Origin of the sequence: Pseudomonas sp. PAMC 25886, assembly GCF_000242655.1 — a bacterium.
GTDB lineage: Bacteria > Pseudomonadota > Gammaproteobacteria > Pseudomonadales > Pseudomonadaceae > Aquipseudomonas.
On record NZ_AHHC01000013.1, the window covers coordinates 39857 to 61734 of the forward strand.

Here is a 21878-nt window from a genome sequence, read left to right on the forward strand (position 1 = left end):
AAGCCCCATGCAGTTGATCGAAAAACTCAGCATCCTCGCCGACGCCGCCAAGTACGACGCCTCCTGCGCCAGCAGCGGCGCCCCCAAGCGCAGCTCGGAAGGCAAGGCGGGGCTGGGTTCCACCGATGGCATGGGCATCTGCCACAGCTATACGCCCGATGGTCGCTGCGTGTCCCTGCTCAAGGTATTGCTGACCAACTTCTGCCTCTACGACTGCCAATACTGCGTCAACCGCCGCTCCAGCGACGTGCCCCGTGCACGCTTCAGCCCGGAGGAGGTGGTGACCCTGACCCTCGACTTCTATCGGCGCAACTGCGTCAGCGGGCTGTTTCTCAGCTCCGGCATCATCCGTTCGGCCGACTACACCATGGAGCAGTTGGTGCGGGTCGCCAAGCTCCTGCGCGAAGAGCATGACTTTCGCGGCTACATCCACCTCAAGACCATTCCCGAAGCCGACCCGGCGCTGATTGCCGAGGCGGGTCGCTATGCCGATCGCCTCAGCGTGAACATCGAGTTGCCGACCGACAAGAGCCTGCAGACCCTGGCGCCCGAGAAGCAGATTTTCTCGATCAAGCAGGCCATGCAAACCATCTACACCGGTGAACAGACCGTGCTCAACGAACCCCGTGCACCACGTTTCGCGCCAGCGGGGCAGAGTACGCAGATGATCGTCGGCGCCGATGACACCGACGACAGCACCATCCTCCACAGCGCCGAGGCGTTGTACGGCAACTTCAAATTGCGCCGGGTGTATTACTCGGCGTTCAGCCCGATTCCCAACAGCCCCAAAAGCGTGCCCCTGGCCGCGCCGCCCCTGATGCGCGAGCACCGCTTGTACCAGGCGGATTTCCTGTTGCGCAGCTACGGTTTCAGCGCCAATGAACTGTTCGAGGGGCCGGGCGACCTGGCCCTGGACATCGACCCGAAACTGGCTTGGGCCCTGGAGCACCGCGAGGTGTTCCCGCTGGACCTGAACCGCGCCGAGCCGACACTGATTGCGCGCATTCCCGGGATTGGCCTGCGCACCACCCAGCGGCTGGTGGACCTGCGCCGCCAGCGCAAGATCCGCTTCGAAGACCTGGCGCGCATGCGTTGCGTGCTGGCCAAGGCCAAGCCGTTTTTCATCACCAGTGACTACCACCCGCAGCAGGCGGAAAGCACCAGCGTGCTGCTGCGTGAACAACTGCGCGACCGTCCGCAGCCGCAGCAAATGGGGCTGTGGGGATGATCAGCCTGGAGTGCGACAACCTGTTCAGCACCTGGCGCGAGCAGGCGCGCTGGCTGCTCAGCCATCAGATTGACCCAAGCCATGTGAGTTGGGGCGTGGCCGAGGTGGCGGACCTGTTTGCCACTGACGAGCAGTACCCGGCCGAGTGCGGGCCGTTCCAGGCGCGGATCCCCAAGGCGCTGCTGGAGCTGCTGGAGTCTGCCGCGTGTTACCACGGTGAGCAGCGCTGGAGCCTGTTGTATGAGGTGTTGTGGCGCGTCAGCCATGGGGACCGCACGGCGATGATGTCGGGGGACAAGCTGGGCAGCGAGTTGCAGCGCCGGATCAAGCAGGTGCAGCGCGAGGCCCATCACCTGCATGCGTTTGTGCGGTTTATCGCGTTGCCGGCCGAGGCGGGGCCGGAGTTGCCGGAGTATGTGGCCTGGCACGAGCCGGCCCACGATATCCTGAAGGTGGCCAGCCAGCATTTTGTCGGGCGCATGGGGCGCCATCGCTGGATGATCGCGACGCCTCTGGATGGGGTTTATTACGATGGGGAACAGCTGATTCATCAGCGGCACTGCCCGGTGGAGTGGCAGCAGTTGGCGCAGAATGTCGAGGACCCGCACAGTGCGATGTGGCTGACGTATTACAGCCATATCTTTAACCCGGCGCGGCTGAACCCTAAGGTGATGGAAGGGCATTTGCCGAGCCGGTTCTGGAAGAATCTGCCGGAGGGCAAGTTGATTCCGGGGTTGATCAGCGAAGCGCGCACGGGCAAGCAGCGGGATGGGCAGGCGAAGATGATTGGGGCCAAACAGGGTAAGAGAATCTTAAGCGGGCACATTTAAATGTGAGAGCGGGCATTTGTGGTGAGTGGGCTTCTGTGGTGAGTGGGTTTCTGTGTTGAGCAGGCTTTTGTGGTGAGCGGGCTTGCCCCGCGCTGGGCTGCGAAGCGGCCCCAAAACCTGCGCTCCGGTTCCATCTGAAAGAACTCGGTGACTTTGTTGGGGCTGCTTCGCAGCCCAGCGCGGGGCAAGCCCGCTCACCACAAAAGCCCTTTCACCACAAAGGCCTGCTCACCACAAAAGCCCACTCACCACAGAGGCACCTTCACCACAGTGATGTGTGTGGTTTTGGCGGGTGGTGTTCAGGCCAGTTCCGTGGCGGTATTTTTCACCACCGCCAACTCCGGATGCGCCACCAATTTATCAATGTGCAACTCGTCATTGTTCAACCAGGTTTCCGTCAGCACCCGATAGTGCTCCATGTCCCGGCAGCGCATGCGCAGGCTGTAGTCGAACGGCCCGCTGATCAACTGGCATTCGAACACTTGTGGGCAGGCCTTGACGCACGCCTCGAATGCTTTCTGCGCCGAGCGCCCGCTCTGGTTGGAGAGGGCTACCAGCACCAGCAGTGACAGCCCCGGTGAAACCATCTGCACATCGATGATTGCCCCATACCCCCGGATGACCCCGCGCCGCTCCAGCTTGCGCACCCGTTCCAGGCACGGCCTGGGCGTCAGGTGCACCAGCGACGAGAGTTTTTCGTAGGTGATGCGTCCCTGGTGCCGCAACACGTCGATGATGGCTTCATCGATGCGGTCCAGCACAGGGGAAGCGTTCGGTCCGGTGGCCTTGGTATCCATGGGGTCTGGTGTTCACTTCAATCGGTTGGAAAGAAATTGCTGCAAGCGTTCGCTGTTCGGCTGGTCGAGGATTTCGGCTCCGCCTTGCTCCTCGACACGGCCCTGGTGCAGAAACAGCACTTGGCTGGACACCTGCCGGGCAAAGCCCATTTCGTGGGTGACCATGAGCATGGTACGACCTTCCTCAGCCAACGTCTGTATGACTTTAAGGACTTCTCCTACAAGTTCAGGGTCGAGGGCCGAGGTGGGTTCGTCGAACAGAATGATCTCCGGTTCCATCGCCAGGGCCCGGGCGATGGCGACGCGCTGTTGCTGGCCGCCGGAGAGGAATGCCGGGTATTGATCCGCCACCCGGCCCGGCAGGCCGACCTTGTCGAGGTACATCCGTGCGCGTTTTTCCGCCTCGGCGGCGCTCACCCCCAGCACGCGGCGCGGGGCCATGGTGATGTTTTCCAGCACGGTCATGTGGCTCCACAGGTTGAAGTGCTGGAACACCATGGCCAGGCGGGTGCGCAGGTTCTGTAATTGCGCCTGATGCGGCGCGCGGGTGCCGGTGCGGCCTTGCTGCATTTCGATGCTGATGCCGTCCAGGGTGATGACCCCGGCGTCCGGCTGTTCGAGGAAGTTGATGCAGCGCAGCATCGTGCTTTTGCCGGAGCCGCTGGCGCCGATCAGGCTGATCACGTCGCCATTGCGCGCGTTCAGCGAGACGCCCTTGAGCACCTCATGCTCACCATAGCGTTTGTGCAGGCCTTCGACCTGGAGTTTGACGTTGGCATTCTCGGCCACGGCAACCGGTTTGGCGGCAGGGCGTACATCGGTGGGATAAGCGGCCAGGGCCTGCGCGGACTGATTCATGGGTTAGCCTCGGGTAGGAACAAGAAAACGCATCCAGCGACGTTCGGCCAGTCGAAACAGGCCCACCAGTGCAAAGGACAGCAGCATGTACAACAGGGCCGCGATGCCAAAGGCCTGGAACGTCAGGAACGTCTCGGCGTTGGCGTCGCGGGCCACCTTGAGGATGTCGGCGATGGTGGCGGTGAACGCCAGGGAGGTGGCGTGCAGCATCAGGATCATTTCGTTGCTGTAGGCCGGCAGCGCACGACGCAGTGCGGCGGGTACCACCACAAACAGGTTCAGGCGCCAGCCGTGCAGGCCGTAGGCCTTGGCCGCTTCGATTTCGCCATGGGGAATGTTGCGGATCGCCCCGGCAAAGATTTCCACGGTGTAGGCGCAGGTGTTCAGCACAAACGCCAGCAGCGTGCAGTTCAGTGCGTTGCGGAAAAACTGGTTGAGCAGGGCGTTGTCCTGCACCACCTCCAGGCCGTAGAGGCCGGTGTAGCAAATCAGCAGCTGGATATACAGCGGCGTGCCGCGGAACAGGTAGGTGTAGACCTCCACCGGCCAGCGAATCCAGAAGTGCTCCGACACCCGTGCGATGGCCAGCGGGATCGACAGGAAGAAGCCCAGTACCACCGAGATAATGAACAGCCACAGGGTCATCGCCACCCCGGAAAAGCCGTTGCCGTCGGTGAACAGGTAGGCCAGGCCGTATTGCTGGATCAGTTCGATCATCGCGCCATCCCCTTGATGCCGACGTTGTAGCGCCGTTCCAGGCGTTTGAAGATGCGGTTGGAGAGGGTGGTGATCACCAGGTACACCAGGCCCGCGAGGATCAGGAAGTACAGCGGGTCGTTGGTGGTCTTGCCGGCGTTTTGCGCGGCCTTGACCAGGTCCGACAGACCGATGATCGACACCAGTGCCGTGGACTTGAGCAGCACCAGCCAGTTATTGCCCAGGCCCGGCAGGGCAAAGCGCATCAGCTGCGGGAACAGCACCAGGCGAAAGCGCTGCCAGCGGCTCAGGCCGTAAGCGGTCGCGGCTTCCAGTTGGCCGGCCGGCACGCTGAGAATCGCCCCGCGAAAGTTCTCGGTGAAATACGCCCCGTAGATAAAACCGAGGGTGATGACACCGGCGGTGAACGGGTCGATTTCGAAGTAGGCCCAGCCGAGCATTTCGCTCAGGTCGTTCAGCCACAGTTGCAGGCTGTAGAAAATCAGCAGGATCAGCACCAGGTCCGGCACGCTGCGGATCAGCGTGGTGTAGAGCGTGGCCGGAACCCGCAGCAGCTTGACGCTGGACAGCTTGGCGCCGGCGGCGATCAGGCCCAGCGACAGGCTCAGCACCAGCGCCAGGAACGCCAGCTTGACCGTCATCCAGGCACCCTGAGCCAGCAACGGGCCGAAGCCTTGCAAGTTGAGGAATTCATTCATGGAGGGGAGATCTCTGTGGGGCTCAGACGTCCCCTGTAGGAGTCGGCTTGCCGGCGATGGGGCCGTCGAGTTCAGCGCAATGCTTCAGGCAGCCATCGCTGGCAAGCCAGCTCCTACAGGGGTGGGATGGATATCACTCGTTGTAGATATCCTGATCGCCGAAGTATTTCTTTTGGATCTGTGCGTAGGTGCCATCGGCCTGGACGGCGGCGATGCCTTTGTTGATCAGTTCCACCAGGTCCTTGTCGTTCTTGCGCAGGCCCATGGCGATGTCGAGCGGCAGGGTCGGGTCCTTGAAGGCCGGGCCGGTCTTGAAGTCGGCGCCTTCAGGTTTGGACAGGAAGTTGAGCTGGGCTTCGAGCTTGTCGGTGAGGGTGGCGTCGAGGCGACCGTTTTGCAGGTCGGCGTAGTTCTGTTCCTGAGACTGGTACGCCTTGATCTGCGCGCCAAGTTTTGCCAGGTGCGCACGGGCATAGGCCTCTTGCAGCGAGCCTTGCAGCACGCCGACCTGTTTGCCTTTGAGGGATTCGGGGGTGTCGCCGAAGTCGGCGCTTTTGCGGGTGATCACCGAGGTCGGGCTGAGGAACAGGCGATCGCTGAAGTCGATGACTTTCTGGCGGGCCGGGGTCACGGCCATGGAAGACATGATGGCGTCGAACTTGCGCGCGCGCAGCGCCGGGATCATGCCGTCGAATTCGTTATGGACCCACACGCATTTGACTTCAAGCTTGGCGCAGATGGCGTTGCCCAGGTCGATGTCGAAGCCTTGCAGGCTGCCGTCGGCGGCGACCGATTCAAACGGTGGGTATTCGGGGAAGACCCCAAAGCGGATTTCTTTCCATTCCTGAGCCTGGGCAGCCGTGGCGGCCAATGGCAGGAGCAGCGCAGCGAAAAGTGATCGGAGCGGAGTCATGTGTATTCCCTATATTTTGTAATTGATGTCAGGGCAGTAGAAAGCTGAAAGCTAAGGCGAGCTGGGTTTTGTGGCGAGGGAGCTTGCTCCCGCTGGGCTGCGCAGCGGCCCCAAAATCCCGGGAGCGCTACGCACTCCAGCGGGAGCAAGCTCCCTCGCCACATTGGGATGTTTCTTGTCAGAGAGAATGCTTCAAGATGGTGCGTTTTTTGTGTCGTTTACCCCTGCCGCGGCGGGCGGAATGTGCTGTTAAAACGCGGGCCACAGCGGAAACGGCTGCGGCACCCGCTAAATCGGCTTGTCAGTCGACTTTTTCCGGCCTGCCCCTTACGCAAAGCGGCAGGCCAGAGCGGTCTCAGGCGCGCTTTTTCTGCTGTGCCACCGGTGCCTGGGCCAGGCGGGCAAACAGGTCCTTGGGGTCGGCGAGGTCCGGCACCAGTTCCAGTTCGCTGCCCACGTCCAGCGCCTTGGCCACGTCCAGCACGTAACGCAGGGCAGAGTAGTCTTCGATGGCAAAACCCACCGAGTCGAACAGGGTGACCTGGCGCGCATTTTCGCGGCCCGGGGCCTGGCCGTTGATCACTTGCCACAGCTCGGTGACCGGCGAATCTTCCGGCATGTGCTGGATCTCGCCTTCAATGCGGCTTTGCGGTTCGTACTCGACGATCACCCGCGCACGTTCGACGATTCGTCGGTCCAGCTCGGTCTTGCCCGGGCAGTCGCCGCCCACGGCATTCAGGTGCATGCCCGGCTCGATCATCTCGTCCGTCAGGATGGTGGCGTAGGCCTTGTCGGCGGTCACGGTGGTGACGATATCGGCGCCTTTCACCGCTTCGGCCACGCTGCCCGCCAGGATTACCTTGATCGCCGGGAAGGCTTTCAGGTTGGCGGCCAGTTTGGCGGTGGCCTTGGCGTCGATGTCGAACAGGCGGATTTCATTGATGCCCAGCATGGCGTGGAAGGCCAGGGCCTGGAACTCGCTCTGGGAGCCGTTGCCGATCAGCGCCATGCTGCGGCTGTTGTCCCGGGCCAGGTAGCGCGCCACCAGGGCCGAGGTGGCGGCGGTGCGGATCGCGGTGGTCAGGGTCATTTCGGCCAGCAGCACCGGTTTGCCGGTGTCCACATCGCCCAGGGCGCCGAAGGCCATGACGGTGAGCATGCCGCTCTGGGTGTTTTTCGGGTGGCCGTTCACGTATTTGAAGGCGTACAGCGACGCGTCGGACACCGGCATCAGCTCGATCACGCCCTCGGGCGAATGGTTGGCCAGGCGTGCGCATTTTTCAAAGTCCTGCCAGCGCAGGTAGTCGGCGCGGATGTACTCGGCCATCTCGGTGATGCAGGTTTGCAGGCCCTTTTGCGAAACCAGGTAGCTCAAGTCGTTGACGTCGATATAGCGGGTCATGGGAAGACTCCTTATTGAAATGAGGGGCGGGCGGGCAGGTGCACTTCCGCCAACATGCAGCGGGCACTGCCGCCGCCGATGCGTTCGATGTTGTCGATGTTCACCACCACCGGCCGGGTGTGGCGCTCCACGTGCTGGCGCTGGGCCGGCTTGAGCGAGCCCCAGGCGCTGGCCGACATCACCAGCAGCGGCTGGCCGTCGCGGTCATGGACTTCCAGCATGTTGCCGGCGAAGGCTTCCAGCTGGTCGAAGTCCAGGGCGACGATGTCTTTGCCGGTGTCGCGCAGGGAACGTTCCAGGGCCTGGCGCTCGTGGTCGTCGGGCAGGGCTTGCAGGCACACCACAGAGAGGTCGCGGCCGACGCTCATCATCACGTTGCTGTGGTAGATCGGCGCCTGGTGGCGGTCGACGGCGTGGAACACGCAGACCTGATAGTCCAGGCGTTCGGCAAACTGGCGCAGGGCATCCTGATGGGTACGCCCGGAGTGGCAGGCGTAGCTGATGCGGTGCTGGCGGTCGAGGACCATGCTGCCGGTGCCTTCCAGGAACATGTTCTGTTGTTCGAGGTGGCTGAAGTCGATGGTGTTGTGGATCGCAAAGCGTTGCTCCAGCACTTGCAGTACGCCTTTGTCGCGTTCCAGTCGTCGGTTCTGGCCTTCCATCGGGTAGAGCACCAGGCTGCCGTCGGCGTGGCTGCTCCACCAGTTGTTGGGGAAAATCGAATCCGGGGTGTGAGGGGCGGGGGTGTCTTGAACCACCAGCACTTCCACGCCGTGGTGGCGCAGGGTGTCGACGTAGCCGTCGAACTCTTCCAGCGCTTTCTGCTGTGCGGCCACCGGGTCGAGGGGCGCGCGCTGGAAGCGGTTGTTGATCGCGGTGTCCGGGTTAAAGGCGAAGTGCGCCGGGCGGATCATCAGGACAGTGTTGGTGGTTTGCATGGGTGCACGGGTCCATGGGGTTGGGCAGTGAGGCTATTTTGTGCGGTGTGAAGGAAGAATCCCGGCTGAAGTGAGGGGGTGGCTCAGCCGGGAAAGCTGAAAAGTGGGGTGGGGCAGCCGAATCGGCTGTTGGGTGCGGTTGAAGGAACAAAGCTGGTCAACTGTGGGAGCTGGCTTGCCTGCGATAGCGGTCTGACAGTCAATCAAACATCGACTGACAGACCGCTATCGCAGGCAAGCCAGCTCCCACATTAGTATGGGGGCGCTGCAGGAATTGAGTCCGTCATTAAGGAGTGCCCATGCCCACTGAAGTTCGTCTCGCCCAAACCACCGATGCCGAGGGCATCAGCCAGGTCATCCTGGCGGCCCTGCATGACAGCAACGCCCGGGATTACCCGGCTGACGTGATTGCGCGGGTGGCGAGCAACTTTACCCCCGAGGCTGTGGTGGGATTGCTCGGGCGTCGAACGGTGCTGGTGGCCATCCAGGATGAAGTGATCGTGGCCACTGCCGCGCTGGATGCCAATGTGGTGCGCTCGGTGTTCGTCAATCCGGTGCTGCAAGGGCAGGGTATCGGGCGCTTGCTGATGATTGAGATCGAGTTGCGTGCCCGGGAAGCCGGGGTGACCTCGCTGCATGTGCCGTCTTCCCTGACCGCCGAGCCGTTCTACACCAAGCTGGGTTTCCACACGGTGCGCGACGTTTACCACGGCAATGAGCGCACGCTGGTGATGGAGAAGGCGTTGTCATCCCGCCATCCCATCGGCGCCTATCGCGACCGGGCGCATAGGGCGCAGGTGGTGGCGCTGTGGCAGGCGGCGTTTGGTTATGACGCGGCCCATAACCTGCCGGGCCTGGCGATCGACAAGAAGTTGGCGGTCAACGATGGGTTGTTCTTCGTGGCCACCGACAAGAAGGCGGTGATCGGCACCATCCTCGCCGGCTACGACGGGCATCGTGGCTGGCTGTATTCGGTGGCAGTGCACAACGACTATCGCCGCCAGGGCCTGGGCGCCTCGCTGGTGCGGCATGCGGAGCAGGCGTTGACCGCCTTGGGCTGTATGAAGATCAACCTGCAGATCACCAGCGGCAATGACGCGGTGATGGGGTTTTATGAGGCGCTGGGTTATGGCGCCGAGCCGAGGATCAGCATGGGCAAGAAGATCCTGGAAAATATTCCGCAAGATTGAGCTTGATTCTGAAAACACTGGAGATCAAATGTGGGAGTGAGCAAGCCCGCTCCCACATTTTGTTTTGCGGTGTTGCTTAGACTTTGACGATCCAGCCCGCAGGCGCTTCGACGTCGCCGGACTGTACGCCAGTCAGCTCTTTGTAGAGCTTCTGGGTGACCGGGCCGACTTCTTTTTCGCTGTAGAACACGTGCAGCTTGTCTTTGTACTCGATGCCGCCGATCGGGGTGATCACGGCCGCGGTACCGCAGGCGCCGGCTTCCTTGAAGTCCGACAGCTTGTCGATCAGCACGTCGCCTTCAACCACTTCCAGGCCCAGGCGCGATTTGGCCAGCTCGATCAGCGACAGGCGGGTGATGCCTGGCAACACCGACGGCGAGTTCGGGGTGACGAACTTGTTGTCGTGGGTGATCCCGAAGAAGTTGGCCGAGCCGACTTCTTCGATTTTCGAGTGAGTGGCCGGGTCGAGGTAGATGCAGTCGGCGAAGTTGGCTTTTTTGGCCAGGGAGCCGGGCATCAGGCTGGCAGCGTAGTTGCCACCGACCTTGGCCGCGCCGGTGCCGTTTGGCGCCGCACGGTCGTAACCGGAGATCAGGAAGTTGTGCGGGGTCAGGCCGCCCTTGAAGTAGGCGCCTACCGGGATGCAGAAGATCGAGAAGATGAACTCCGGCGCGGTGCGCACGCCGATGTTGTCACCGGTGCCGATCACGAACGGGCGCAGGTACAGCGCGCCGCCGGTGCCGTACGGCGGGATGAAACGTTCGTTGGCGCGGACCACTTCCTTGCAGGCTTCGATAAAGGCGTCGGTCGGCACTTGCGGCATCAGCAGGCGGCCACAGCTGCGCTGCATGCGCGCGGCGTTCTGGTCCGGGCGGAACAGGTTGATCGAGCCGTCCTTGCAGCGGTAGGCCTTGAGGCCTTCAAAGCATTGCTGGCCGTAGTGCAGGGCGGTGGAGCCCTCGCTGATGTGCAGCACGTTGTCGTCGGTCAGGGTGCCTTTTTGCCACTTGCCGTCCTTCCAGGTCTGGAGGAAACGCTTGTCGGTCTTGATGTAGTCAAAACCCAGCTTGTCCCAATTGATGCTTTCGTTACCCATGACACCCTCTATCTTTTGTCAACCGCCTGGTCGAAGGCAGGCTTATGGTTTATTTCTGGATGGGCGCAACAATACTTCATTAGCGGGGGGATTCGCATCCCCCTTCACATGTGTAATGCATGCCCCAGGGCCCGCAGCGCCGCTTCCTGTACCGCTTCGCCGAGGGTCGGATGGGCGTGGATGGTGCCCGCCACGTCTTCCAGGCGCGAACCCATTTCCAGGCTCAGGCCGAAGGCCGTGGACAGTTCCGAGACGCCAACGCCCACCGCCTGCCAGCCGACGATCAGGTGATTGTCGCGGCGCGCCACCACCCGTACGAAGCCGGTTTTCGACTCCAGGGTCATGGCCCGGCCATTGGCGGCGAACGGGAAGCTCGACACGATGCAGTCCAGCCCGGCGGCCTTGGCCTCGTCCGGGGTCTTGCCGACCACCACCAGTTCCGGGTCGGTGAAGCACACCGCCGGAATCGCTGCCGGGTTGAATTCGCGGGTTTTACCGCTGATCAGTTCGGCAACCATTTCGCCCTGGGCCATGGCGCGGTGGGCGAGCATCGGTTCACCACTCAGGTCGCCGATCGCCCACACATTGCGCATGCTGGTCTGGCAGCGGCTGTCGATCCTGATCGCCGAGCCGTTCATGTCCAGGTTCAAGGCTTCGAGGTTCCAGCCCTGAGTATTGGGTTTGCGACCAACGGCAACCAACACCTGGTCGGTTTCCAGCGACAGCGTCTCGCCGCTGGGGTCACGCACTTGCAGGGTGTTGTGCTCAAAACCGGTGACGCTGTGTTTCAGGAACACCTTCACACCGAGTTGCTTCAGGGATTCGGCCACCGGCTGGGTCAGTTCGGCGTCGTAGGCCGGCAGGATCCGGTCCTGCGCTTCGACCACGCTGACCTCGGCGCCGAGCTTGCGATAGGCAATCCCCAGCTCCAGGCCGATGTAGCCGCCGCCCACCACGATCAGGCGTTTCGGAATGCGTTTCGGCGCCAGGGCTTCGGTGGAGGAGATGATCGGCCCGCCAATTGGCAGCATCGGCAGGTTGACGCTTTTCGAACCGGTAGCCAGCACCAGGTGCTCGCACTGGATGCGCTGGTCGCCGACGTCGACGGTCTTGCCGTCCACGACCTTGGCCCAGCCTTGAATGACCTGCACCTTGTGTTTCTTCAGCAGCGCCGCAACGCCGGTGGTCAGGCGGTCGACGATGCCGTCTTTCCATTCCACGCTTTTGCCGATGTTCAGGGTCGGCACATCGACTTCGATGCCCAACGGTGAACCCAGGCTGTGGTGCACGGTTTGCTGGAACTGTTCGGCCACATGGATCAGCGCTTTCGATGGAATGCAGCCGATGTTCAGGCAGGTGCCGCCCAGGGACTGGCCTTCCACGAGGATGGTCGGGATGCCCAGTTGGCCAGCGCGAATCGCCGCCACATAACCGCCAGGCCCGCCGCCGATAATCAGCAGCGTGGTGTGCAATGTTTGAGACATGGGTTACTCCAGGAACAGGCTGGCGGGTTGTTCGAGCAGGCCACGGATGGCCTGGATGAATTGCGCCGCGTCCATGCCATCGACCACCCGGTGATCGAAGGAGCTGGAGAGGTTCATCATCTTGCGAATCACGATCTGGCCCTTGATCACCATCGGCCGTTCGACGATCCGGTTGACCCCCACGATGGCCACTTCCGGCAGGTTCAGCACCGGTGTGCTGACGATCCCGCCCAACGCGCCCAAGCTGGTCAGGGTAATGCTCGAACCCGACAGCTCATCGCGGCTGGCCTTGCCATTGCGCGCCGCACTCGCCAGACGATTGATTTCTTGCGCCGTGCCCCACAGGTTGCGGGCTTCGGCGTGACGCACCACCGGCACCATCAAGCCGACATCGCTCTGGGTGGCGACGCCCACATGCACCGCGCCGAGGCGGGTGATCACCTGGGCTTCGTCGTCATAACGCGCGTTGATCTGCGGGAAGTCCCGCAACGCCACGACCATGGCCCGTACCAGGAACGGCAACAGGGTCAGCTTGCCGCGGGTGGCGCCGTGTTTCTCGTTGAGGTGCACGCGCAACTCGTCGAGGGCGGTGACGTCGATCTCTTCCACATAGCTGAAATGCGCGGCACGCCGGGTGGCGTCCTGCATGCGCTGGGCGATCTTGCGGCGCATGCCGATCACCGGGATTTGCTGCTCGTCGTTGCGTTCGGCGTACGGGTTGGAGGCCGCGGAATTTTTCGCCGGACCCTGGAGCAAGTAAGCGTCCAGATCTTCATGCAGAATCCGGCCGGCCGGGCCGGAACCCTGGACCAGTCGTAGCTGGATGCCAGCATCCAGCGCATGTTTGCGCACGGCCGGGGAGGCCAGCGGACGGTCATCGGCCTCGCGGGCCACTGGGGCCTGTGCCGCCACCGCAGGCCTGGCGGCCGGTTTGGGCTCAACCACGGGCGCGGCCTTGACTTCAACTTTCGGCACCGGTGCGGGTGCCGGCGCGAGGTCTTCAACCACTGCCGATTCCCGGGTATTGCCCGCACCTTCCACTTCGATACTGATCAGGATACTGCCCACCGCCATGACTTCGCCCGGCTCGCCGCCGAGGGAAATCACCTTGCCGTGCACCGGCGAAGGAATGTCCACCATGGCCTTGTCGGTCATCACATCCGCCAGCACCTGGTCTTCTACCACCAGGTCGCCGACCTTGACGTGCCACACCGACAATTCAACTTCTGCGATGCCTTCGCCGATGTCCGGCATCTTGATAACGTGCGTGCCCATTCAGACCTCCATAACCCGATGCAAAGCCGCGCCCACTCGGGTCGGGCCAGGGAAATACGCCCACTCTTGCGCGTGGGGATACGGGGTATCCCAGCCGGTAACGCGCTCGATCGGCGCTTCCAGGTAGTGGAAGCAATGCTCCTGCACCAGCGCCACCAGCTCGGCGCCGAACCCGCAGGTACGGGTGGCTTCGTGAACGATTACGCAGCGACGGGTTTTCTTCACTGAGTTGACGATGGTTTCCAGGTCCAGCGGCCACAGGCTGCGCAGGTCGATGACTTCGGCATCGATGCCGGTTTCTTCAGCGGCGACTTGCGACACATACACCGTGGTGCCGTAGGTGAGGATGGTCACGTCCTTGCCCGGGCGGGCGATGGCGGCCACATCCAGCGGCACGGTGTAGTAACCGTCCGGCACTTGCGCTTGGGGGTGCTTCGACCACGGGGTTACCGGGCGGTCGTGGTGGCCGTCGAACGGGCCGTTATACAGGCGCTTGGGTTCGAGAAAGATCACCGGGTCATCGTTTTCGATGGAGGCGATCAGCAGGCCCTTGGCGTCGTAAGGGTTGGACGGCATCACTGTGCGCAGGCCGCAGACCTGGGTGAACACCGCTTCAATACTCTGGCTGTGGGTCTGGCCGCCGTAGATGCCGCCGCCGCAGGGCATGCGCATGGTCAACGGTGCGGTGAACTGGCCGGCCGAGCGATAACGCAGGCGGGCGGCTTCGGAAATGATCTGGTCGGTCGCCGGGTATACGTAGTCGGCGAACTGAATCTCGGCCACCGGGCGCAGGCCGTAGGCGCCCATGCCGACCGCCACGCCGACGATGCCGCTTTCGGAGATCGGTGCGTCGAACACCCGCGAGGTGCCGTACTTGTTCTGCAAGCCTTCGGTGCAACGGAACACGCCGCCGAAGTAACCGACGTCCTGGCCGAACACCACCACGTTGTCGTCTCGCTCAAGCATCACATCCATGGCCGAGCGCAAGGCCTGGATCATGGTCATGGTCGTGGTGGTCATGGCGGTTTCCAGCTGGATATTGTTGTTGTGATCGTTCATGTCAGATCCCCAACTCCTGACGCTGGCGCTTCAAGTGCTCCGGCATCTCTTTATAAACGTCTTCGAACATGGTCGCGGCGCTTGGAATCTGGCCACCGGCCAGGGTGCCGTACTGTTCGGCTTCTTTCTGGGCCTTGAGCACTTCGGCTTCAAGCTCGGCACTGACCGCCGCGTGCTCCTCTTCGGACCACTGGCCAATCTTGATCAGGTGCTGCTTGAGGCGGGCAATCGGGTCGCCCAGCGGGAAGTGGCTCCAGTCGTCGGCGGGACGGTATTTGGACGGGTCATCGGAGGTGGAGTGCGGGCCGGCGCGGTAGGTCACCCACTCGATCAGGGTCGGCCCCAGGTTGCGGCGGGCGCGTTCGGCGGCCCAGGCAGAGGCGGCGTACACCGCGACAAAGTCGTTGCCGTCTACCCGCAGGGAAGCGATGCCGCAACCTACGCCGCGTCCGGCAAAGGTCGTGGCTTCACCGCCGGCGATGGCCTGGAAGGTGGAGATCGCCCACTGGTTGTTTACGACGTTGAGGATCACCGGCGCCCGGTACACATGGGCGAAGGTGAGGGCGGTGTGGAAGTCGGATTCGGCGGTGGCGCCGTCGCCGATCCAGGCCGAGGCAATCTTGGTATCGCCCTTGATCGCCGAGGCCATGCCCCAGCCCACGCCCTGTACGAATTGGGTGGCAAGGTTGCCGGAAATGGTGAAGAAGCCGAAGTCTTTTACCGAGTACATGATCGGCAACTGGCGGCCCTTGAGCGGATCACGCTCGTTGGACAGCAGTTGGCAGATCAGGTCTACCAGCGGCACTTCCCGGGCCATCAGGATGCTTTGCTGGCGGTAGGTGGGGAAGCACATGTCGTCGATGTTCAAAGCCAGGGCCTGAGCGCTGCCGATGGCTTCTTCGCCAAGGCTTTGCATGTAGAACGACATCTTTTTCTGACGCTGGGCGACCACCATGCGGTTGTCGAAGATTCGCGTCTTGAGCATGGCGCGCATGCCCTTGCGCAGAATCTCGACGGGCACACCTTCGGCCCATGGGCCCAGGGCCTGGCCCTGATCGTCGAGCACGCGAATCAGGCCCTTCGCCAGGTCGGCGGTGTCGGCGGGTTCTACGTCAATTGGGGGTTTGCGCACGGTGCCTGCGTCAGTCAGGCGCAGGTAGGTAAAGTCGGTCTTGCAGCCTGGGCGGCCCGAGGGTTCGGGGACGTGCAGGCGCAGTGGTTCATACTGCTGAGTCATGGCTTTCTACGCTCTATCTTGTGAATTTCTTGTAGTGGGCGCGGTAGCTGACAGTCCTTCTTCGGGTAGAAGAAATCTTGTCCTACAACAATCATAGGCTCGGCTCAGGAGAATATTTATCTCTGTTTCGTTGCGTTGGAGATCATTTGGGGATAAAAAAACTGCATAAACATAATAAACAGGTGGTTTTGTCTCATGCGCAAACTGGACCGTATCGATATCGGCATTCTCAACGCCCTTCAGGAGAACGCCCGCATCACCAACGCCGACCTGGCCCGCTCGGTCAACCTGTCGCCCACGCCGTGTTTCAACCGGGTCAAGGCCATGGAAGAACTGGGGCTGATTCGCGACCAGGTGACGCTGCTGGACGCCGACCTGCTGGGGCTGCACGTCAATGTGTTCATCCATGTCAGCCTGGAAAAACAGAACGAACTGGCTTTGCAGCAGTTTGAAGGGGCGATTTCGGATCGCCCCGAAGTGATGGAGTGCTACCTGATGGCCGGCGACCCCGACTACCTGATTCGGGTGCTGGTGCCGACCATCCAGTCTCTGGAGCGCTTCATGATGGACTTCCTGACCAAGGTCCCGGGTGTCGCCAACATCCGCTCCAGTTTTGCCCTCAAGCAGGTGCGCTACAAGACGGCACTGCCGCTGCCGGCCAACGGCATCAACCTCGGTTAGTACACCCTGTTCATAAACAACACAGCCCAACTGTGGGAGCCGGGCTTGCCCGCGATGGCGGAGTATCAGCCACCCGATGCGCTGTCTGACACACCGCTATCGCAGGCAAGCCAGCTCCCACAATTGGCAGTGCATTTCAAAGCTGGTTGAGCGGAATCTTCAGATACACCACACCGTTTTCTTCCGCCGGCGGCATCACCCCGGCCCGCACATTCACCTGGATCGCCGGCAGCAACAACGTCGGCATGCCCAACCCGGCATCCCGCGTGGTGCGCATTGCTACAAACGCCGCCTCATCCACCCCGTCATGCACATGAATATTGCCCGCCCGTTGTTCAGCCACCGTGGTCAGGCACTTGGCTGCGCGGCCTTCGGGCGGATAGTCATGGCACACATAAAGGCTGGTTTCAGGCGCGAAAGCCAACAGCTTGCGCATCGACGCAAACAGCTGGCGCGCATCCCCACCGGGGAAGTCGCAGCGCGCCGTTCCCACATCCGGCATGAACAGCGTGTCGCCCACCAGAATCAACTGGTCATCGATCAGGTAAGCCATGTCCGCCGGCGTATGCCCCGGCACGTGCAGCGCCTGGGCCTTCAGGGTGCCGATATGAAAAACCTCATCCGGCGCAAACAGATGGTCGAACTGCGATCCGTCCACCCGAAACTCCGGCTCCAGGTTGAACAGGTTCTTGAACACCCCCTGCACCTTGCTGATGGACTCGCCAATCGCGATCTTGCCCCCCAGCTGTCGGCGCAGGTAAGGCGCCGCCGACAGGTGATCCGCATGGGCGTGGGTCTCCAGCAGCCACTGCACCTGCAAGCCGTGCTCGCGCACGAACGCGATCACCTTGTCCGCCTGGCCGGTGCCGGTGCGTCCGGAGGCCGGGTCGTAATTGAGCACCGAATCAACGATGGCGCAGGGGCCACCGTCCGTTTCATAGACGACGTAGGTGTAGGTCGACGACGCCTCGTCCAGAAAGGATTGAATCAACGCTGGCATGACGGTTGTCCCAAATAAGTAGTTACAATCACTTTACGTTTACACATAATGTTTTGAGCTTAAGTGACAGAGAGAGCCACACGCAAATGGAATCGAACCTGAGTGAAGGCGAAGTCGCGCAATTGCGTGCCTCCGCGTCCAAGGCCTGCGCCTTGCTCAAGGCCCTGGCCAATGAAGACCGGCTGTTGATTCTCTGCCAGTTGACCCAGGGTGAACGCAATGTCGGCGAATTGGAAACCATGACCGGCGTGCGCCAACCCACCCTGTCGCAACAGTTGGGCATCCTGCGGGACGAAGGGTTGGTGGCCACCCGTCGGGAAGGCAAATACATTTTCTACGGGCTGGCCAGCCACGAAGTGATTCAAGTGATGAAGACGCTGTCCGGCCTGTACTGCGGCGCAGTGATAAAAAGCTGGGCGTGACGCCGTACGGCAACGACCCTTGTGTGCACTTTTAAACGAAAGGCCATAGACCATGAACGACCAACACTGGGGACCTACCATCAGTGGCGATATCGTTGTCATCGGTGGCGGCTCGGCAGGCATCGGCCTGCTGGCCAGCCTGCTCAAGCGCGACCCGCACCTGAACATCATCCTGATCGAACCCAGCGAGCAGCACTACTACCAGCCGGCCTGGACCCTGGTCGGCGGCGGCGCGTATGACGTGACCAAGACCGTACGGCCCATGGCCGACGTGCTGCCCAACGGCGTCACCTGGATCCAGGCAGCGGTCAGCGAATTGCTGCCCGAGGAGCACACCCTGGTGCTCGACAGCGGCCAGCGCGTCACCTGGAAAAACCTCATCGTGTGCCCGGGCCTGCGCCTGGCCTGGGAAAAGATCGAAGGCCTGCCGGAAACCCTCGGCCAGCATGGCGTGACGTCCAACTACAGCTACGAGCACGCCGCCTACACCTGGCAACTGGTGCAGCAACTCAAGCACGGCAAGGCGCTGTTTACCCAACCGGCCATGCCGATCAAATGCGCCGGCGCCCCGCAAAAGGCCCTGTACCTGTCCTGCGATCACTGGCTCAGGCAGGGTGACCTGAAAAACATCAAGGTCGAATTCAACTTGGCCGGCGCTGCCTTGTTTGGCGTGCCGACCTTCGTTCCGCCGCTGATGAAGTACGTTGAAAAGTACTCGGCGCAACTGGCATTCAACGCCAACCTGATCAAGGTTGACGGCCCGGCGCGCAAAGCCTGGTTTGAAATCAAGGACGCCGAAGGCAACGTGCGGGTCGAAGAGAAAACCTTCGACCTGCTGCACGTCGTCCCACCGCAAGTCTCCCCGGACTTTATCCGCCAGAGCCCTCTGGCCGATGCTGCCGGCTGGTGCGAAGTGAATCCCCAGAGCCTGCAACACCTGCGCTACCCGCACATCTTCGGCCTGGGCGATGTGTGCTCCACCACCAACGCCAAGACCGCCGCTGCGGTGCGCAAGCAAATCGTGGTGGTGGCGGAAAACCTGCTGGCCCTGCGCAAACAGGCGCCGATGCCCCTCAAATACGACGGCTACGGGTCCTGCCCGCTGACGGTGGAGAAGGGCAAGGTGGTGCTGGCCGAGTTCGGGTATGGCGGCAAGCTGCTGCCGACGTTCCCCCTCGACCCGACCGTGGCGCGGCGTTCGGCGTGGTTCCTCAAGGCGAGTTTCCTGCCGTGGTTCTACTGGAACGGCATGCTCAAGGGCCGCGAGTGGCTGACCCGTCTGGCCAAGGTGGATTGAGGCAACCCTATGCTGCTGGCAAGTGTTCTGGGCGTATTGATGGGGTTGGTGATGGGCTTAACCGGTGCCGGAGGCGGCATTCTTGGCGTTCCGGCGCTGGTGTTGGGGCTGGGGTTGACCATGACCCAGGCCGCGCCCGTGTCGCTGTTCGCGGTGGGTGCCGCCGCCGCCGTGGGGGCCCTGGATGGGTTGCGCCATGGCCTGGTGCGTTACCGCGCGGCGCTGCTGATTGCGCTGCTCGGCGCGCTGTTTTCGCCGCTGGGGGTGTTCTTCGCCCACCAGATGCCGGAGAAGGTCCTGATGGGGCTGTTCAGTGCGCTGATGGTGCTGGTGGCCTGGCGCATGTTGCGGCGAGAGAAGCTGGAGGCCGGGCCGAGTGATCACGGCGCCGCGTCCTGGGGCCAGAAGAACTGCATGCTCGACCAACAGACCGGGCGCTTTTCCTGGACGGCCAAGTGCACCGCCACCCTGGCGGCACTGGGCGCGGTAACCGGCGCGGTATCGGGCTTGCTTGGTGTGGGCGGCGGCTTTCTGATCGTGCCGGCGTTCAAGCAACTGACCGACGTGCAAATGCGCGGCATCGTCGCCACCTCCTTGATGGTGATCAGCCTGATCTCGTTGATCGGCGTGATCGGCGCGTTTCACGCCGGGGTCAGTATCGAGCCGGTGGGCTGGGTGTTTATCGGTTCGAGCATTGTCGGCATGTTGGCGGGCCGGCGCCTGTGCTCGGTGATCAAGGCGCGCACCCTGCAGGTGGGTTTTGCCACCCTGTGCGTGCTGGTGGCGGTGGGCATGCTGTGGCGGGCGGCCTTCTAAGCGGGCGGCACCTTGATACCCGTCAACACCCGCCGTGACGCTTTGCCTCATGCTGTCGGCCTGATTTAAAGGCCGACGGAGAACCCCATGAGCGCCCCCGCAACACCTGCTGCTTCTTTCAAGTTGCCCTTGGGCCTGGTCGTCGGCGTGCTGGTGATGGTCGGCGTGCTGCTGTTGCCCCTGCCGGCCGACTTGCCGGTGGCCGGGCACCGAATGCTGGCGATCCTCGCGTTTGCCGTGGTGGTGTGGATCACCGAAGCGGTCTCGTACGAGGCCAGCGCGATCATGATTACGTCCCTGATGGCGTTTTTGCTCGGCACTGCGCCGTCGCTGCAAGACCCCACGCACCTGATCGGTTCCAGCCCGGCCATCAGCATGGCGTTGACCGGGTTTTCCAACCCCGCCTTGGCCCTGGTAGCCGGCGCGCTGTTTATCGCGGCGGCCATGACCCATACCGGTCTTGATCGGCGCATCGCGCTGGTCACGCTGACCCGCGTGGGGACCAGCACCCGGGGCATTCTTGTCGGGGCCATTGCCGTGACCATCCTCCTCAGCCTGGTGGTGCCCAGCGCGACGGCCCGCAGCGCGTGTGTGGTGCCGATCATGATGGGGGTGATCGCCGCGTTTGGCGTGGACAAACGCTCCAATATCGCGGCCGGGATCATGATCGTCGTGGCCCAGGGCACCAGCATCTGGAACGTTGGCATCCAGACGGCGGCGGCGCAGAACCTGCTGACTGTCGGCTTTATGGACAAAATGCTGGGTCAGCGCGTGTCGTGGATCGACTGGTTGATCGCCGGTGCGCCGTGGGCGCTGATCATGTCGGCGGTGTTGTTGTTCCTGGTGCTGAAGCTGTTGCCGCCGGAGAGTGACAGCATTCCCGGCGGCAAGGAGGCGGTGGCGCAATCGCTGGTGGACATCGGGCCGATGACCGGCCCGCAGAAGCGCTTGCTGACGGTGTCGGTGTTGCTGTTGTTGGCCTGGGCCACGGAAGGGCGGTTGCACAGCTTTGATACGACCTCGACGACGTATGCCGGGTTGGTGTTTTTGCTGATGCCGGGGATTGGGGTGATGACCTGGAAGGATGTGCAGTCGCGGATTCCGTGGGGCACGGTGATTGTGTTTGGTGTGGGTATCAGCCTGGGGACGGCGTTGCTCACGACGCAGGCGGGGCAGTGGTTGGGGTCGCAGGTGGTGGCGCACACCGGCCTGGATCAGGTGGGGCCGCTGGGGGTGTTTGCGATTCTGGGGGCGTTTTTGATTGTGATTCATTTGGGGTTTGCCAGTGCCACGGCGTTGACCTCGGCGCTGTTGCCGATTTTGATTGCGGTGTTGCAGACGTTGCCTGGGGAGTTCAGTCGCCTGGGGATGACCATGCTGCTGGGGTTTGTGATGAGTTACGGGTTTATCCTGCCGATCAACGCCCCGCAGAATATGGTGTGTTTGGGGACTGGGACGTTCACGGCGCGGCAGTTTGCCAAGGTTGGGATTCTGGTGACGTTGATTGGGTATGGGTTGATGTTGGTGTTTGCGGCTACGTATTGGAGTTGGTTGGGGTGGATTTGAGTGGGGGGCGGTGTACATATCCGTTAGTTGGGTAACGGCGGCTTATGGTTTCGCTCTTACAGCGAGTCACTTTGCAAAAGCGGCAAAGTAACCAAAACGCTCTGCCCCGCCTGTCGGCACCTCGCCTAGGCTCGGTGTTCCCTCACTCCGGCATTGCTCCGCGGGCCGCCGCGACGGGGCGTCCCTGCCCCGTCGCGGCTAAACCGGCGTCCTGCCGGTTTACCCGCTCCTCAATCCCTGCGTTCGGCCTCGGGCTTATTGGGGCAGTCAGAGCCAGATCAAAATCAAAAGCAAGAGCACAGCGGCCTACAGGCCGGCTTGAGTGGTAGAAGCCAGAGCAAAAGCCACAGCAAAAGCCAAAGCGAAAACCAAAT

At 62.3% G+C, this 21878-nt stretch carries 21 protein-coding genes; 8 read left to right on the forward strand and 13 right to left on the reverse strand.

Annotated features, from left to right (window positions below):
• Positions 1-7: 7 nt before the first annotated feature.
• Positions 8-1228 (forward strand): putative DNA modification/repair radical SAM protein, encoded by a 1221-nt coding sequence (locus tag MUM_RS0102850; protein WP_010166733.1) that lies wholly within the window; start codon positions 8-10, stop codon positions 1226-1228.
• Complete coding sequence (locus tag MUM_RS0102855) at positions 1225-2058, forward strand: TIGR03915 family putative DNA repair protein (RefSeq protein ID WP_010166734.1); 834 nt, start codon at positions 1225-1227, stop codon at positions 2056-2058. The genes MUM_RS0102850 and MUM_RS0102855 overlap by 4 nt, the downstream gene beginning before the upstream one ends.
• A gap of 299 nt (positions 2059-2357) precedes the next feature.
• On the opposite strand, the gene MUM_RS0102860 is transcribed toward MUM_RS0102855, so the two are convergent.
• The 7 genes from MUM_RS0102860 to ctlX all read right to left on the reverse strand — a co-directional run bounded on the left by MUM_RS0102860 (position 2358) and on the right by ctlX (position 8381).
• Positions 2358-2855, reverse strand: coding sequence for an Lrp/AsnC family transcriptional regulator (locus tag MUM_RS0102860; RefSeq protein WP_003208571.1), 498 nt, complete (start codon positions 2853-2855; stop codon positions 2358-2360).
• A 12-nt stretch (positions 2856-2867) separates the two neighbouring features.
• Entirely contained in the window at positions 2868-3713 is an 846-nt protein-coding gene (locus MUM_RS0102865; protein ID WP_010166735.1) for an ABC transporter ATP-binding protein, read from the reverse strand.
• Positions 3714-3716: 3 nt separating this feature from the next.
• Positions 3717-4430, reverse strand: coding sequence for an ABC transporter permease (locus MUM_RS0102870; RefSeq protein ID WP_010166736.1), 714 nt, complete (start codon positions 4428-4430; stop codon positions 3717-3719).
• Complete coding sequence (locus tag MUM_RS0102875; protein WP_010166737.1) at positions 4427-5128, reverse strand: ABC transporter permease; 702 nt, start codon at positions 5126-5128, stop codon at positions 4427-4429. Before MUM_RS0102875 ends, MUM_RS0102870 begins: the two co-directional genes overlap by 4 nt.
• A 133-nt stretch (positions 5129-5261) precedes the next feature.
• A complete protein-coding gene (locus MUM_RS0102880) occupies positions 5262-6041 on the reverse strand; it encodes an ABC transporter substrate-binding protein (protein WP_010166754.1) in 780 nt (259 codons plus the stop codon).
• A 355-nt stretch (positions 6042-6396) separates the two neighbouring features.
• A complete protein-coding gene (locus MUM_RS0102885) occupies positions 6397-7443 on the reverse strand; it encodes an ornithine cyclodeaminase (protein ID WP_010166756.1) in 1047 nt (348 codons plus the stop codon).
• An 11-nt stretch (positions 7444-7454) separates the two neighbouring features.
• On the reverse strand, positions 7455-8381 hold the full coding sequence (gene ctlX, locus MUM_RS0102890; RefSeq protein ID WP_010166758.1) for a citrulline utilization hydrolase CtlX: 927 nt from the start codon (positions 8379-8381) through the stop codon (positions 7455-7457).
• A gap of 299 nt (positions 8382-8680) precedes the next feature.
• Here ctlX and MUM_RS1000000132960 point away from each other — a divergent pair, with 299 nt between their 5' ends.
• Positions 8681-9571 carry a GNAT family acetyltransferase gene (locus tag MUM_RS1000000132960; protein WP_010166760.1) on the forward strand — a complete coding sequence of 297 codons (891 nt, stop codon included), beginning with the start codon at positions 8681-8683 and terminating at the stop codon, positions 9569-9571.
• 76 nt (positions 9572-9647) lie between these two features.
• Here MUM_RS1000000132960 and MUM_RS0102905 read toward each other — a convergent pair whose 3' ends face one another.
• The 5 genes from MUM_RS0102905 to MUM_RS0102925 all read right to left on the reverse strand — a co-directional run bounded on the left by MUM_RS0102905 (position 9648) and on the right by MUM_RS0102925 (position 15722).
• Positions 9648-10667: a branched-chain amino acid aminotransferase gene (locus MUM_RS0102905; RefSeq protein ID WP_010166762.1), complete on the reverse strand. Its 1020-nt coding sequence runs from the start codon at positions 10665-10667 to the stop codon at positions 9648-9650.
• Between the two features lie 104 nt (positions 10668-10771).
• Positions 10772-12151 (reverse strand): dihydrolipoyl dehydrogenase, encoded by a 1380-nt coding sequence (gene lpdA / locus MUM_RS0102910; RefSeq protein ID WP_010166764.1) that lies wholly within the window; start codon positions 12149-12151, stop codon positions 10772-10774.
• Positions 12152-12154: 3 nt separating this feature from the next.
• Complete coding sequence (locus tag MUM_RS0102915; protein ID WP_010166766.1) at positions 12155-13426, reverse strand: dihydrolipoamide acetyltransferase family protein; 1272 nt, start codon at positions 13424-13426, stop codon at positions 12155-12157.
• The gene (locus MUM_RS0102920) at positions 13427-14485 is read right to left on the reverse strand and encodes an alpha-ketoacid dehydrogenase subunit beta (RefSeq protein WP_010166768.1); all 1059 of its coding nucleotides are present in this window, start codon (positions 14483-14485) and stop codon (positions 13427-13429) included.
• Position 14486: 1 nt separating this feature from the next.
• Entirely contained in the window at positions 14487-15722 is a 1236-nt protein-coding gene (locus MUM_RS0102925; protein WP_010166769.1) for a 3-methyl-2-oxobutanoate dehydrogenase (2-methylpropanoyl-transferring) subunit alpha, read from the reverse strand.
• A 195-nt stretch (positions 15723-15917) separates the two neighbouring features.
• Between MUM_RS0102925 and bkdR the strand changes: the two genes are divergently transcribed.
• On the forward strand, positions 15918-16403 hold the full coding sequence (bkdR, locus tag MUM_RS0102930) for a Bkd operon transcriptional regulator BkdR (RefSeq protein ID WP_003212855.1): 486 nt from the start codon (positions 15918-15920) through the stop codon (positions 16401-16403).
• 136 nt (positions 16404-16539) lie between these two features.
• On the opposite strand, the gene MUM_RS0102935 is transcribed toward bkdR, so the two are convergent.
• Positions 16540-17403 carry an MBL fold metallo-hydrolase gene (locus MUM_RS0102935; RefSeq protein WP_010166773.1) on the reverse strand — a complete coding sequence of 288 codons (864 nt, stop codon included), beginning with the start codon at positions 17401-17403 and terminating at the stop codon, positions 16540-16542.
• 86 nt (positions 17404-17489) lie between these two features.
• Between MUM_RS0102935 and MUM_RS0102940 the strand changes: the two genes are divergently transcribed.
• The 4 genes from MUM_RS0102940 to MUM_RS0102955 all read left to right on the forward strand — a co-directional run bounded on the left by MUM_RS0102940 (position 17490) and on the right by MUM_RS0102955 (position 21504).
• Positions 17490-17825, forward strand: a complete 336-nt coding sequence (locus tag MUM_RS0102940; RefSeq protein ID WP_010166774.1) for an ArsR/SmtB family transcription factor — start codon at positions 17490-17492, stop codon at positions 17823-17825.
• A gap of 52 nt (positions 17826-17877) precedes the next feature.
• The gene (locus MUM_RS0102945; RefSeq protein ID WP_010166775.1) at positions 17878-19122 is read left to right on the forward strand and encodes an FAD/NAD(P)-binding oxidoreductase; all 1245 of its coding nucleotides are present in this window, start codon (positions 17878-17880) and stop codon (positions 19120-19122) included.
• A 9-nt stretch (positions 19123-19131) separates the two neighbouring features.
• Positions 19132-19938, forward strand: a complete 807-nt coding sequence (locus MUM_RS0102950) for a sulfite exporter TauE/SafE family protein (protein ID WP_010166776.1) — start codon at positions 19132-19134, stop codon at positions 19936-19938.
• Positions 19939-20025: 87 nt separating this feature from the next.
• A complete protein-coding gene (locus MUM_RS0102955) occupies positions 20026-21504 on the forward strand; it encodes a DASS family sodium-coupled anion symporter (RefSeq protein ID WP_010166777.1) in 1479 nt (492 codons plus the stop codon).
• Positions 21505-21878: the final 374 nt, after the last annotated feature.